The organism is Pseudomonas sp. D1HM (genome assembly GCF_019266105.1).
Lineage (GTDB): Bacteria > Pseudomonadota > Gammaproteobacteria > Pseudomonadales > Pseudomonadaceae > Aquipseudomonas > Aquipseudomonas taetrolens.
Genome location: NZ_LRMN01000026.1, coordinates 1 through 12,764 on the forward strand (window position 1 = coordinate 1; position 12,764 = coordinate 12,764).

General features: G+C 54.2%; 11 protein-coding genes, 1 rRNA gene and 1 pseudogene. 12 read left to right on the top strand and 1 reads right to left on the bottom strand.

The window, feature by feature from the left end; genetic code table 11:
- The first annotated feature begins 77 nt into the window (after positions 1-77).
- From rrf to AWM69_RS23160, 3 genes and pseudogenes are all read left to right on the top strand, one after another.
- Positions 78-193 (top strand): 5S ribosomal RNA (rrf, locus tag AWM69_RS21700).
- Positions 194-489: 296 nt separating this feature from the next.
- A pseudogene (locus tag AWM69_RS23155) lies at positions 490-1,515 on the top strand (cache domain-containing protein); the annotation flags it as partial.
- 69 nt (positions 1,516-1,584) lie between these two features.
- Positions 1,585-2,370, top strand: a complete 786-nt coding sequence (locus AWM69_RS23160) for a methyl-accepting chemotaxis protein (RefSeq protein WP_373274349.1) — start codon at positions 1,585-1,587, stop codon at positions 2,368-2,370.
- 67 nt (positions 2,371-2,437) lie between these two features.
- Here the strand turns inward: AWM69_RS23160 and AWM69_RS21710 are convergent, their stop codons facing one another.
- A complete protein-coding gene (locus tag AWM69_RS21710) occupies positions 2,438-3,142 on the bottom strand; it encodes a GntR family transcriptional regulator (protein ID WP_218728432.1) in 705 nt (234 codons plus the stop codon).
- A 286-nt stretch (positions 3,143-3,428) separates the two neighbouring features.
- Between AWM69_RS21710 and AWM69_RS21715 the strand changes: the two genes are divergently transcribed.
- From AWM69_RS21715 to AWM69_RS21755, 9 genes are all read left to right on the top strand, one after another.
- Positions 3,429-3,686: a DUF2789 domain-containing protein gene (locus AWM69_RS21715; protein WP_048384165.1), complete on the top strand. Its 258-nt coding sequence runs from the start codon at positions 3,429-3,431 to the stop codon at positions 3,684-3,686.
- Between the two features lie 100 nt (positions 3,687-3,786).
- A complete protein-coding gene (locus AWM69_RS21720) occupies positions 3,787-4,218 on the top strand; it encodes a MarR family winged helix-turn-helix transcriptional regulator (protein ID WP_131654890.1) in 432 nt (143 codons plus the stop codon).
- Positions 4,215-6,299, top strand: coding sequence for an FUSC family protein (locus AWM69_RS21725; RefSeq protein ID WP_218728433.1), 2,085 nt, complete (start codon positions 4,215-4,217; stop codon positions 6,297-6,299). The genes AWM69_RS21720 and AWM69_RS21725 overlap by 4 nt, the downstream gene beginning before the upstream one ends.
- Positions 6,296-6,505 (top strand): DUF1656 domain-containing protein, encoded by a 210-nt coding sequence (locus AWM69_RS21730; protein ID WP_131654888.1) that lies wholly within the window; start codon positions 6,296-6,298, stop codon positions 6,503-6,505. The genes AWM69_RS21725 and AWM69_RS21730 overlap by 4 nt, the downstream gene beginning before the upstream one ends.
- On the top strand, positions 6,502-7,404 hold the full coding sequence (locus tag AWM69_RS21735) for an HlyD family secretion protein (protein WP_218728435.1): 903 nt from the start codon (positions 6,502-6,504) through the stop codon (positions 7,402-7,404). The genes AWM69_RS21730 and AWM69_RS21735 overlap by 4 nt, the downstream gene beginning before the upstream one ends.
- On the top strand, positions 7,401-8,846 hold the full coding sequence (locus AWM69_RS21740) for an efflux transporter outer membrane subunit (RefSeq protein ID WP_131654886.1): 1,446 nt from the start codon (positions 7,401-7,403) through the stop codon (positions 8,844-8,846). The genes AWM69_RS21735 and AWM69_RS21740 overlap by 4 nt, the downstream gene beginning before the upstream one ends.
- Before the next feature lie 106 nt (positions 8,847-8,952).
- Complete coding sequence (locus tag AWM69_RS21745) at positions 8,953-9,588, top strand: NADH:ubiquinone oxidoreductase subunit N (RefSeq protein ID WP_218728437.1); 636 nt, start codon at positions 8,953-8,955, stop codon at positions 9,586-9,588.
- A gap of 139 nt (positions 9,589-9,727) precedes the next feature.
- Positions 9,728-11,230 carry a YdgA family protein gene (locus AWM69_RS21750; protein ID WP_218728439.1) on the top strand — a complete coding sequence of 501 codons (1,503 nt, stop codon included), beginning with the start codon at positions 9,728-9,730 and terminating at the stop codon, positions 11,228-11,230.
- An 827-nt stretch (positions 11,231-12,057) separates the two neighbouring features.
- The coding region (locus tag AWM69_RS21755; RefSeq protein ID WP_218728441.1) for an Ig-like domain-containing protein at positions 12,058-12,764 on the top strand (707 nt) is incomplete at its 3' end.

The following is a 12,764-nucleotide window of genomic DNA, read 5'->3' on the forward strand; positions in this document are numbered from 1 at the left end:
CAGACGGGGATTTTGTTTTTATAGAAGTCCCAAGTTTTCACAGACACGTTTTCACTAACGGATCTGTCACAGAATTTCTTGACGACCATAGAGCATTGGAACCACCTGATCCCATCCCGAACTCAGTAGTGAAACGATGCATCGCCGATGGTAGTGTGGGGTTTCCCCATGTGAGAGTAGGTCATCGTCAAGATTAAATTCCAAAACCCCTGTCTGCTCACGCAGACAGGGGTTTTGTTTTTGCGCGTCATAAATTTGTCCCCCCCTCCTTCCTTTATCCGAAAGAATCACGCGACTGCCACTCGACCTCTGCTTTTGTCGGATAAAAATAATTGTCACTACAAGCGGCTAATTTTTCCGTAATTGCTGCCGACAGCCTGTTGAACAATGTGTGCATTTCGTAGCAGGGCTTCGAAAAAATGTCTGCGCTGACATATGAAATGCCGCCTTCGTAAGCATCCCTCCTTTTGGCATAAGAAGTCCCATGCAATGAATCTCAAGTTCAGTCATAAAATTCTTCTGGCGGCTTCAGGCGTCGTAGTTCTGGCGTTCGCGTTGTTCACTTTGTACAACGACTATCTGCAGCGAAATACCATCAAGCAGAATATCGAGTCGTCGGTGGAGCAAGCGGGCAACCTGACGGCCAGCAGCGTTCAGAATTGGTTGAGCGGTCGTATTCTGATATTGGAAAGCCTTGCGCAGAACGTGGCTCATCAAGGCAGCGAAGCTGATTTGCCTGGACTGGTCGATCAACCGGCATTCACCTCGAACTTCCAGTTCACGTACGTGGGCCAGGCCAATGGCGTATTCACTCAGCGACCTGACGCTAAAATGCCTGAAGGCTATGACCCTCGTCAGAGGCCTTGGTACAAGCAGGCGGTGAGTGCGGGTCAGACCATGCTGACCCCGCCTTACATGGCTGCTGTAGGTGGTTTGATTGTGACGATTGCCATGCCGGTCAAGAAAGATGGTCAACTATTGGGTGTGGCTGGAGGTGATCTGAGCCTGGACAGCCTGGTCAGCATTATCAACTCTGTTGATTCGGGTGGGTTGGGATACGCATTTTTGGTCAGTGGCGATGGCCAAGTCATCGTCAGCCCTGATAAAGATCAGGTCATGAAGAACCTGAAGGATATTTATCCATCCAGTTCCCTGCGTGTTGAGAGAGGGATTCAGGATGTAACGCTCAATGGTAATGAGCGGATTATGTCCTTTACGCCAGTGACAGGTTTGCCATCGGCCGATTGGTATATCGGCCAATCGCTGGACAAGAAAAAGGCCTATGCGCCGCTGTCTAAATTTCGTACATCTGCTGTCATTGCCATGTTGGTTGCGGTAGCCGCGATTGCGGCATTGCTTGGTTTGTTAATCCAGGTATTGATGCGCCCATTGAACACTATGAGTCGGGCCATGCATGACATTGCCCAGGGTGAAGGGGACCTGACGCGTCGCTTGGCGATTGAGAGCAAGGACGAGTTTGGTGATTTGGCCGGGGCCTTTAACCAGTTTGTTGAACGCATCCACGCATCCATTTCTGAAGTGTCTTCCGCGACTCGTCAGGTCCATGATTTGTCCCAGCGTGTAATGACCTCGTCCAATGCATCGATTGCAGGGTCGGATGAACAAAGTGCGCGCACTAACAGTGTTGCGGCAGCAATCAATGAGCTGGGAGCTGCTACTCAGGAAATAGCCCGCAACGCCGCCGATGCATCGCAGCATGCAAGCGGCGCGAGCGAACAGGCAGATGATGGCCGTAAAGTCGTTGAGCTGACCATCCAGGCCATGACTGAGCTTTCGCAGAAGATCAGTTTGTCCTGTGCCCAGATCGAGATCCTGAATGCCAGCACCGATAACATTGGTCACATTCTCGATGTTATCAAAGGTATTTCTCAGCAAACCAACCTGTTGGCCCTCAACGCGGCTATTGAGGCCGCGCGTGCCGGTGAAGCGGGTCGAGGGTTTGCGGTGGTGGCAGACGAGGTGCGCAACCTCGCTCATCGGACTCAGGAGTCGGCTGAAGAGATCCATAAAATGATCACTTCGCTGCAAGTGGGCTCTCGCGAAGCGGTCAGCACCATGAATGCCAGCCAGGCTTCCAGTGAGGAAAGTGTTGAGGTGGCGAACCAGGCGGGTGCCCGTTTAATCAGCGTGACTCAGCGTATTGAAGAAATTGACGGGATGAACCAGTCAGTTGCCGCCGCAACGGAAGAACAGACGGCGGTGGTTGAAACACTCAACGTGGATATTAACCAGATCAATCTGCTCAATCAGCAAGGCGTGGTGAATCTCAACGAAACCCTGAAAGACTGCGATGCGCTCTCACAGCAAGCCAGCCGCCTCAAACAGTTGGTCGATAGTTTCAAAATCTGATACGCGGATAGGTGAGCTGCGCAAACGTCTTTGCGCAGCTCATTGATTTATTAACAGCCCTGTCGTTTCAACGATCGGGCTGTTTTTGTTTCTGGCTGTTGAGGAAGGAAGTAATCGCCTGAACCCCGCGTTGTAAATGGAGTTCCAGCTCCTTGACGCTCGACTCAACATCATTCGCCCTTGCGTAACGCAACAGTGCCCGATGATCGTCCTGACACAATTTGCCCAGACTCATCTGTTCAAGGTTGAAGCGCAGAAAACGCTCTTCTTCGATGAGCCCTGCTTCGATCAACGCCAGCAGTTTTTTATTGGGCGCCTTGCGGTAAAGCGTCTGATGAAAAAGCCGGTTGAGTGTGCCGATTTTGCTGAAATCCTTTTCCACTTCAAGCGCTTCGATATAGCCAGCAGCGTCTTCAAAGTCCACTTCACTCAGCAACGGCAGTGACATGCGCAAGGCCTGGGCCTCGAGTAATAACCGCAGCTCATAGGTTTCCAGCGAATTGTCTTCGATCAAGGGGGCTACGACGGCGCCCTTGTGTTGTATGACATTCAATAAACCTTGAGCTTCAAGTTGGCGTAATGCCTCACGGACAGGCATGCGGCTGACGCCAAACAAACTCGCTAATGCCTGCTGTCGAATAGCTGTGCCGCAGGCCAGACGACCATCAAGAATGGCACTGCGCAGGGCTTCTTCAATGGTCGACCTGGCCAAATGGGCAGGTATGGGGCCATGTACTTCGATGTTACTTAAAGGATTATGTTTTGCGGCCACGGCGGCACTACTCACGGGAGAAAAGCAGCATATTGGGTTGGATCCAATTCAAGCTAGGTACTGACTCAATCCCTGTCAAACCTTGTTACGCATAGTTTAGCGTGACTGAGTACAGAGTGATTGCAACTAGCCACTAGTTTTTTCGGTATCAGTTTTCTCATCTGCCAGTGGCAAATCTCCTGCCATGCAGGGGAGCTAAAGCGATACACATCGGTAGTACGCGGGCTCGACTATATTGGATGGATGTGCCGTTCAAAAGGCCGTGAACCTGACGGGAGTCCACTCCATGCAAGCGCCTATCCATAGTCTCCCAGCGCTGTTCAAACAGCTGGGGTTGCCAGCCGAACCTGCTGACATCGAGAAGTTCGTCTCTTCCCATTCACCACTCAAAGCTGACCTGAGGCTGGACAAAGCTTTTTTCTGGACTCCAAGCCAGGCAGATTTTTTACGCGAGGAGATTCTTGAAGATGCTGACTGGGCCGAGGTCGTCGACCAATTGAATTTGATGTTGCGCACAAAACCGATCACAGGCGCTAAGAATTAATTTGCAACACTTGACTGAGATCATTGGGCCGCGCAAAATTAATAGTTAGCAAACTAACATTATGTGATACCTCTTGCCTGACACACTTGATCTACTGCAAATGAGCATCAGCACCGGGATGGTGGTCGCGACTCGCCATTGGCGACGCGTCTGTCAGACCACGCTGGTCAACTATGGGATTTCCGAAGCCTGCGCCATGCCGTTACTGATTATCGGCCGCCTGGGTGAGGGCGTGCGTCAAGTGACTGTGGCTCATGCTGCTGGTATGGAAAGTCCATCATTGGTCCGCCTGCTCGATCAATTGTGCAGTGCGGGCTATGTGCGACGTAGTGCAGATGCCAGTGATCGCAGGGCCAAGACCCTGAGTCTGACCGAGTCCGGTCGAGTATTGGTTCAGTCGATCGAGGCTCAACTTGTACAACTGAGGCGCGCGGCTCTGGCCGGTGTCTCGCTGGAGGACCAACAAGCGGCGTTGCGCGTGATCAAGGCTTTTGAGGCTGCTGGCCAATTGCGTGATGGAGAAACCTCTTGAACGGTTTTTTCAGCAGCGTACCGCCTGCCCGCGACTGGTTCTATGGCTTGCGTACTTTCGCAGCGTCAATGATTGCGTTGTACATCGCGCTGTTGATGGAAATGCCGCGTCCCTATTGGGCCATGGCTACGGTCTATATCGTATCCAGTCCCTTCGTTGGACCTACCAGTTCCAAAGCGGTCTATCGTGCGCTTGGGACATTGATAGGTGCGGCCGCAGCCGTATTTTTTGTTCCGATGTTTGTACAAACACCGTTTCTTCTGGTGCTGGTGATCGCGCTCTGGACAGGGATTTTGCTGTTTCTCTCGTTACACCTGCGCACTGCCAACAGCTATGTATTCATGCTCGCGGGTTACACCATGCCGATGATCGCCTTGCCGATTGTAGATAACCCCCTGAACGTGTTCGATATCGCAGTCTCGCGAACAGAAGAAATCATGCTGGGAATCGTTTGCGCGGCAGTGGTGGGCAGCATGTTCTGGCCGCGTCGCCTGGCCCCTGTGTTTGTTGATTCGGCAGCCAAGTGGTTCGACGATGCATCCAATTACAGCAAGCACTTCCTGGCCCGTGATGTAGAGCCCGGTAAGGTCAGCGCTCTGCGCTCCTCGATGGTGGCAACCTTCAACAGCCTGGAGATGATGATCGGCCAGCTTCCCCATGAAGGTGCACTGCCGCAAACAGTGCGTAACACCAAAGAGTTGCGCGGGAGAATGATCCATCTGCTACCCGTAATCGATGCGCTGGACGATGCGTTATATGCCCTGGAGCGTCGTACTCCCGAGGGAATCGAGAAAATCACGCCCCTGCTGGCGAAAACACGAGACTGGCTCGAAAACACTAAAACAGATGCCTCTGTCGAGTCCTGGAAAGCGTTACGTCATGAGCTGGAGCAACTGCAACCGAGCGCAGAGGCACTGGACGATCGACGTCAGCTCGTGTTCTCCAACGTGCTTTACCGGCTGGGTGAGTGGGTTGATTTGTGGCAAGACTGCCGCAGCTTGCAGCAGGCTATATCGACCGGGAGTCAGGATATCTGGCGTGCAGTTTATCGACACTGGCGGCTGGGCCGGCTGACGCCGTTTCTCGATCGTGGCTTGATGTTCTACTCGGCATTTTCAACCGTGACCGCGATCGTTGTTGCGTCGGTGTTGTGGATCCTGCTCGGCTGGACTGACGGTGCCAGTGCGGTGATTCTGGCTGCTGTCGCCTGCAGTTTTTTTGCAGCGATGGATGACCCCGCACCACAAATCTACCGTTTCTTTTTCTGGACCTCGCTGTCGGTGGTTTTCGCCAGCTTGTACCTGTTTGTGATCCTTCCCAACCTGCATGACTTCCCGATGCTAGTGCTGGCTTTTGCGGTGCCGTTTATCTGTGTCGGCACGCTGACTGTGCAGCCGCGCTTTTACTTAGGCACCTTGCTGACCATCGTGAACACCGCGTCGTTTATCAGCATTCAAGGTGCCTATGACGCGGACTTCATGATGTTCATGAATGCCAACCTGGCCGGCCCCATCGGGCTACTGTTTGCCTTCGTCTGGACGTTGATTGCCCGCCCGTTCGGCGCTGAGCTGGCAGCCAAGCGCCTGACGCGTTTTAGCTGGCGCGACATCGTCACGCTGACTCAGCCCGCGACGCTTGCTGATCATCGGCACATGGGTGCGCAAATGCTGGATCGCTTGATGCAACACCTGCCGAGGCTGGCGATGACTGGACAAGACACGGGGACGGCGCTGCGAGAGCTGCGCGTGGCTCTAAACCTTCTGGATCTGCTTGCTTACTCACCGCGCGTCAGCGGAGAACGGCAACAGTTGCTGGATCAAGTCGTCAACGAAGTGGGCGAATACTTCAGGGCCTGCCTCAAGGTGGGAGAGCGTTTGCCAATGCCGATGGGTTTGCAAATGACGATGGAGCGCACCCGTCGGGCACTGAACGTTCATGACTTGCAAGACGAAGGCGACGCCCGGGTGCACTTGCTGCATGCCCTCAGTGGTTTGCGCTTGGCAATCTTGCCGGGTGTGGAGTTTATCGTTGATCAGGGCGACCTGCCCCAGTCCCAGAGTATCGATGGAGCACCGCTATGATCGGCGAGGTAGATATCAGTGGCGTTTTTCTACCCACCTTACTGGTCCTGATGGGCATTACGTACGTCCTTTTTTTGCTGGTTCACGCGCTACTTACGCGCGTGCACTTTTACCGCCTGGTCTGGCACCGGGCTTTGTTCAACGTCGGTCTCTACGCTCTGCTTCTCGGCGTTGTGGATTCGTTTAGTCGATATCTGATGACATGAAAAAACCTTTACTGACCTTGGGCCGAGTGCTTCTCACCTTACTGGTGGTAGCGTTTGCCTGCGTCGTGGTCTGGCGCATGACGATGTATTACATGTTTTCGCCATGGACGCGGGACGGACATATACGCGCCAATGTGGTGCAAATAGCCCCTGATGTATCGGGCCTGATCAAGCAAGTAGAGGTGCGGGACAACCAGCCTGTAGTTCGGGATCAGGTGCTATTTATCATCGACCAGGACCGGTTCAAGCTGGCGTTGCGCCAAGCTCAAGCGACGGTGGCTGATCGCAAGGAAAGTCTGGCTCAGGCCCAGCGAGAAAATCGACGCAACCGGGGCTTGGGCAACCTTGTTTCCCGCGAGATGCTTGAAGAAAGCCAGTCCCGTGAGTTGCGAGCCCAGGCAGCGCTGACTGAAGCCGAAGTTGCGGTAGACAGTGCCCAGCTCAACCTGGACCGTACGGTGGTACGTAGTCCGGTAGAGGGTTATGTCAACGATCGAGCGCCCCGGGTCAATGAGTTCGTCACCGCTGGTCAGCCGGTATTGTCGGTTGTCGACAGCAGCTCGTTTCATATTGATGGCTATTTTGAAGAAACCAAGCTGGGTGGTATCCATGTAGGCCAGAGTGTTGATATTCGGGTCATGGGTGACAACGCTCGTTTACGTGGCCATGTCGATAGCATCGTGGCGGGTATCGAGGACCGGGACCGCACCAGTGGTCGCAACCTGTTACCCAACGTCAACCCGGCGTTCAGTTGGGTGCGCTTGGCGCAGCGGATTCCCGTACGCATTGTGTTCGATGATGTCCCGGCGGACTTCCGCATGATCGCCGGGCGTACTGCTACGGTGTCGATCATCGAAGATTCTGCTTCCGACAAGCCTGCCCAGGAGAGCACACCATGAAAGCCGTTTACCTGGCAGCTGTAGGGCTGGGGGTGCTGCTGTCTGGTTGTCAGTTACTGGGCCCCGATTATCACTTACCCGAAGATGCCGCCATTCAACGCCCCGATCTGCAGAATGAGCTGGTCGCGGAAGGCGCCAATGTGGTTTCGGCCCCGGTACCCGCCGACTGGTGGAAGCTCTATCAGGACCCGAAACTCAATGAACTGGTGCACCAGGCGCTGATTTCCAACACCGATTTACGGGTGGCTGCGGCCAATTTGTTGCGAGCGCGGGCTCAGGTTGAGCAGGCTCAATCGGCGGGTGGCTGGAGTGGCTCGGTAAAGGCGGGCGCTCAGCGTCTGCAAGAATCCGGCGAAGCTTTTCTGTTGGCGGATAAAGTGCCGGTGGCAAACGTTGGCGATTTGGGTATCAGCACGTCTTATCAGTTCGACTTGTGGGGTACGCTGCAACGGGGCATTGAAGCTGCGCAGGCCAACGCCGATGCGACTCAGGCTGCAGCAGACACCGCTCGTATAACACTGGTGGCTGATGTGGTGCGCGCATACACCCAAGTATGCTCGGCGAACGAAGAATACGAAATCGCCAGAGAGTCGCTGCAACTTCAAGCACAGAGCACCGATTTGACCCAGCGTCTGCGTGATGCCGGCCGGGGAGATGAAACGCAGGTGACGCGCTCCGAAACCCAATTCAGATCGCTGCGGGCTGAATTGCCGCGCTACGAGGCCCTGCGTCAATCCGGGCTGTTCCGTTTGTCGATGCTACTGGCTAAACCGCTGGATCAACTGCCGGCGGGTGTTGCCACCTGCGCCGAGCTGCCACATATCGCGCAATTGCTGCCCGTGGGGGATGGTGCTGCGCTGTTAAAACGTCGCCCTGATATTCGCCAGGCCGAGCGTCATCTGGCCGCGGCAACCGCTGAAATCGGTGTGGCCACCGGCGCGCTCTACCCGGATATCAGTTTCGGTGCGAGCATTGGCACGGTCGGTATCCTGGACAACCTGGGGACTGCACCCACCAACCACTGGGGCTTTGGCCCATTGCTGAGCTGGACGATCCCGAAAAATGGCTCGCGAGCGCGTATTCGTGAAGCCGAGGCGGTGACACAGGGAGCGCTGGCCAGGTTTGATGGCGTTGTGCTTAACGCGATTCGTGAAACCCAGACCAGCCTGGTGCAATACACCGCTTTACTCCAGCGGCGTGAGGCACTGGCTGAAGCTGAGGCTTCTGCCAAAACGGCTGCCGATCAAACTCACCGCTTCTTCCTGGCGGGACGTGAATCGTTTCTGGCCGACCTGCAAGCTACTCGCACCTATACCGACATGCGTGCACAACTCGCCACTGCCAACACCCAAGTTGCCATGGGCCAGATTGATTTGTTCCTGGCCCTCGGTGGCGGCTGGGAAAATGGACGAACGCCGCCCTCGGTCAGCGCGAAACCCTGACGACGTTGCTATGCTTTGAGCTATCGGTACAGGAACGATGGCTCAGGGCTGTGCGGGTCTCAGGCCCTTCCCATCGCGCAAGCAATGCTTGATGGGGATACTAATAATGAAAAACCCTTATGCTCCCGGTTTCTGGTGTGCGGTCGCCGCCCTGGTGCTCCTCTCGGCGACCTACTTCTACGGCATCATGCTGGCTCACCAGATCGACAAGGCAATGATCTTTCTCGACAGCGCCAGTGCGTTGATTGCGGTATTGGCTATCGTGGTCGTGGCCTGGGCTTCGGTGCAAACCCGACAAATCAAAAAGCGTCAGGTAGACCAGGGCCGGACGCGGGTCATGATCTGGGATACCAAAGTTGCGCTGCGTCGCGTCGAAACCGTATTCGACCGGTATTTCTGGGGCAGTTACTGGCAGCCTGGCCGTACCTTCCAGGAGTTCATGGGCGAGCTCACGGGCACCCCGCTGGAAAAAAGCCTCGAGGCCCTGAAAATCCAGTGCCTGAAACTCGATAAGGCGTTGCCCTCCGAAGATCGCCAATGGCTCGACAACGCCCGTGAGCTTTCCGACGTCGCCGCCGCAATGGCGCGTGAGCGTTATCAGTTGGACTACTCAGACGTTACGTTTAATTCTGTAGGGGAAACCTGCCTGGATCACGACCTGGAAGTGCTGGTCTATACATGGAGTGCCAGCCTCAGGAGCTTTGACCATCAGCTTGACGAAATCGAGCAACAGTACGCCTGATACCCCCTCGATTCTTGCGCTATACAACCGCCGCCTCTGGCCAACAGCCAGTGTTAACCTGCACCCACTTTTCGGCCCATGACGGGTTCAGCAAAGACCGCATATCTTTCAACAGAACGGACATTGAACGGGTCAATTGATGAAAAAACCTTTAGGCGTATTGGTAGGGATCGTTGTTGTCGTCGGCGTTATAAGCACGGTTGGCGCGTGGTACACCGGGACCAAAATTGAAAGCGTTTTACAGGCGTCGATTCAGAAGGCCAATCAAGAGCTTGCATCGCAACTGGAGGGTACCTCGGTCCACGGTACTGTCGAGCTGGTTTCACTGGAGAGTCATTTCTATAGCAGCACGGCACGCTATCGGGTCAACGTACAAGACGACGCCTCTGGCCCGGATGCCCAGCCGCTGGAATTACTGATAGTCGATGAACTCGAGCATGGCCCCTTGCCCTGGTCACGTATCAAGACCTTCAAGTGGCTACCTGTGATGGCGAGTAGCAGCTATGTGCTGGAGAAAACGCCGTCTGTAGAGAAATGGTTCGCGGCCGCCAAAGACCAGTCGCCTCTCAACGGCCGGGCAACCCTGAATTATGACCGCTCTGTGGTTGGACATATGGAGTTGCTGCCACTGGATGCCAAACTGGATGAAAGCTCCAGCCTCACCTTCTCGGGCATGATCATGGATGGCCAAATGGATGCCGATGGTCAAAACCTTAAAGCCAAAGGCTATATGGAACACCTCAAGGTTCATGCCGACACACCAGGCAAGCCACCGGTGCTGGTTGAGTTAAACGGCCTGACGATTGCCAGCGATCTGAACAAAAGCACTTACGGTTTCTACCTCGGGCAGAACGTTCTTCAACTGAGTGACGGTCAGTTGACGTTTGGAGAGCGGCAATCGGAGCTCAAGATCAAGGATTTCGAGTATGCGGACTCTGCGTCTGCTACCGGCAACCTGCTGTCCGGGCGCCTTGCCTATAACGTGGGCGACATCACCTTGGACGGTAAACCGGTGGGCAGTGCGAAAATGGTCATGACGGCGAATAACCTGGACATTCCGGCCATGCAATCGCTGTTGCAGTTGTATCAGACCAAGTTTCAGCCGCAAGCCGATGGCACTTTGCCCGAAACTCCTCTGACGTTGGCCGAACAAACCCTGATGCAAGCCGGTGTCGAAAAATTACTGACTGCAAAACCTCAGCTGGCGCTAGAAGACCTCACGCTTAAAACAGTTAATGGAGAAAGTCACTTTAACGTCATGGTAAGTCTGGCCAAGCCGGCTTCGTTTGAGCAGCCACCCATCGAGATCGCCAAGCAGATGATGACCGTTCTGGACGCCAAGCTTCAGCTGTCCAAGCCCATGATCGCTGACTTGTCAGCCGCACAAGCTCAACTGGCCGGGCAGACCGATTCTCAAGCGATCGCTGAAGCAGCAAGCATGAACGGTGAAATGGCCGGGGTCATGGCGGTGCAAACAGGTATGGCAAAAGTCGACGGCAACAATATTCTTGCATCACTCAACTACAGCGGCGGGCAAGTGGATTTCAATGGCCAGAAAATGAGTCTTGAAGATTTTGTCAGTGTGCTGATGACGCGTATCGAGGGCATGAGCGGCGAGCCTGTGGGCACTGCTCGGCAGTAAGGTTTATCGTCTATGGGAGCGCGCTGCCCGTTACGCTCCCATAGCCTCTGAGGCGTCAGGATGATCGCCGCGCATCCCCCCTTTATTTATTCCCCGGACGCTCAGCGGATAGTTGCCAGCTTCCTGGATAAATATGTATAAATTTCAATGTGTAAGTGCAAAAATAAAAAACAATACAAAATGTTACAGGCCTGTTTTCCCCTACTAATTGCACATTATAAAAGTGTTTGATATGACCTCAATGTACGCTGCGTAATATCCTATGATAATGAAATTATCATGCGCGATTATTAAGTTATACCTTGAAAAACATCCAACTATCACTGTCTGTGTCTCTGTATATTTTGCGCGTCTGGCGTTGAACTTTTCGCTTTAAGGAAATCGACCGCGCGACTATTATCCTTGCTAGCGAGCCGTTCTTGACAAGGGCGAGTGCTCTGTTACGACGGTTATTCGCTGATATCTTGCATCTTTAATAGGCATGCTTGATTTGCTTAACGTAAGGATGCGCACCCCGGCAGTTTCGGGCAAAAGGACATGGAGCGTGTACGGTGATCAAGCCTCTGCGTAAGCGCCGCTTCTACGGCTTGATGCTGTTACAGTATTTCGCTGTCACTCCCTTGTGCAAACACCACTCCCATCTTGCTGGCCTGCCTCGAAACCCGGCGCCCAGTGAGCGCGCAGGTGTGGGTTGAGCACTGTGCGTTGATTTAAAACTTTTACATAACCTTCGCGGATTCGAATGCTCAGCTTCTTATTAAGAGGCTGCGCTGCCGTTCGACTCGATTTTGTTATTGGTTTTAATTGGCTTAATAAAAAGGTGTGCAATGAAGAATATAGTCATAGTCGATAAGTCGACGGGGGCGGGAGCCGAACATGCGTTCGGTAACGTCGCCCTTAATGAGACCAGTATTGTAAAACTCCCCATAAGCCCGGCTAGCGTCCAATCGATGCAACAGTCGGGCAAGAACTTGGTGGTTACTCTTAAGTCTGGCGAAACCGTTACTATTCAAAACTTCTTTGCAGTGGGAGAGGACGGCGCGACGAGTCAGCTGGTCCTCGAAGATGAAGACGGCACGTTGTACCTGGGCCAGTACTCATCTCCCTACTCTGGTTTCACCTTCAGTGAGATCAGTTCTCTCGAAGAGCTGACACTGGCGGCGCAAGCGGGAACCGGTACACCAGACTGGTTGGTCTGGGGTTTGAGCCTGTTGGGTGTCGGTGCCGCTATTGCAATATTGAGTCGTGATGGCGGTGGTGGCGGCGGCGGTGGCGATGGTGGTGATACAACAGCGCCTACGGCTCCTACGGACTTAAGTGTTTCCCCTGATGGCGCGACTGTTTTTGGCAAAGGCGAAGCGGGCACGACGGTTACCATCAAGGATGCCCAAGGCAATACCGTCGGAACAGGTACGGTCGGCTCAGATGGCAACTTCGCAGTTGGGCTGAAGCCCCCGCAAGTCAATGGCGAAACCCTCGACGTGACACTGACCGATGGATCCGGCAATGTCTCGGACCCTTCTCAAGTGGTAAG